1 rRNA gene (cut by a window edge) is annotated in these 1,350 nt (G+C 57.6%); it reads left to right on the top strand.

The features are described 5' to 3' along the window. Window positions 1-1,350: ribosomal RNA gene (locus tag QP090_RS37475) — 23S ribosomal RNA — on the top strand; its annotated part runs 1,535 nt beyond the window's last position; the annotation flags it as partial.

Raw genomic sequence — 1,350 nt, 5'->3', positions numbered from 1 at the left:
TCTACCAGTCTGGCAAGGAGTTATAAACTGCTCGGGTAGTTGAACGGCATGGGAAGGCCGACCGTAGACGGTGAGAGTCCGGTAGACGAAACCTGTAGTGGCTTCTAGGTGTGTTCCCGAGTAGCACGGGGCCCGTGAAATCCCGTGTGAATCTGCCACGACCACGTGGTAAGGCTGAATACTTCCTGATGACCGATAGCGGACCAGTACCGTGAGGGAAAGGTGAAAAGTGCCCCGGTGAGGGGTCGTGAAATAGTACCTGAAACCGTGTGCCTACAAGCCGTCAGAGCGTCCTCAATGCCTTTCGGGGTGTTGTTCGTGATGGCGTGCCTTTTGAAGAATGAGCCTGCGAGTTATGGTGTGTGGCGAGGTTAACCGGTGGCGGGTAGCCGTAGCGAAAGCGAGTCTGAATAGGGCGTTTGAGTCGCATGCTGTAGACCCGAAGCGGAGTGATCTAGCCATGGGCAGGGTGAAGCGCCGGTAAGACGGTGTGGAGGCCCGAACCCACCAGGGTTGAAAACCTGGGGGATGACCTGTGGTTAGGGGTGAAAGGCCAATCAAACTCCGTGATAGCTGGTTCTCCCCGAAATGCATTTAGGTGCAGCGTCGTGTGTTTCTTGCCGGAGGTAGAGCTACTGGATGGCTAATGGGCCCTACAAGGTTACTGACGTCAGCCAAACTCCGAATGCCGGTAAGTGAGAGCGCGGCAGTGAGACTGCGGGCGATAAGGTTCGTAGTCGAGAGGGAAACAGCCCAGATCATCGGCTAAGGCCCCTAAGCGTGTGCTAAGTGGTAAAGGATGTGGAGTTGCTGTGACAACCAGGAGGTTGGCTTAGAAGCAGCCACCCTTGAAAGAGTGCGTAATAGCTCACTGGTCAAGTGATTCCGCGCCGACAATGTAGCGGGGCTCAAGCACACCGCCGAAGCCGTGGCACTCACACTTTGTGTGGGTGGGTAGGGGAGCGTCCTGCAGCCGGCGAAGCCGCCGAGTGATCGAGTGGTGGAGGCTGTGGGAGTGAGAATGCAGGCATGAGTAGCGAATCACACGTGAGAAACGTGTGCGCCGGATGACCAAGGGTTCCTGGGGCAGGCTAATCCGCCCAGGGTAAGTCGGGACCTAAGGCGAGGCCGACAGGCGTAGTCGATGGACAACGGGTTGATATTCCCGTACCCGCTGGTATGCGCCAACGCTGAATCCTCTGATGCTAAGACCCTGAATCCTTTCCAGTCCCTTCGGGGGCTGGTTTGGCCTAGCGGTCGGTCCGAGGGGGTAGTAGGTGAGCGATGGGGTGACGCAGGAGGGTAGCTCAGCCCAGGCGATGGTTGTCCTGGGGTAAGCATGTAGCCCGC

The sequence above is a fragment of the Actinomadura xylanilytica genome (assembly GCF_030283145.1).
Lineage (GTDB): Bacteria > Actinomycetota > Actinomycetes > Streptosporangiales > Streptosporangiaceae > Spirillospora > Spirillospora xylanilytica.
Note: the sequence above shows the minus strand (reverse complement) of the source record. Positions and strands in the feature narration are given on the sequence as shown.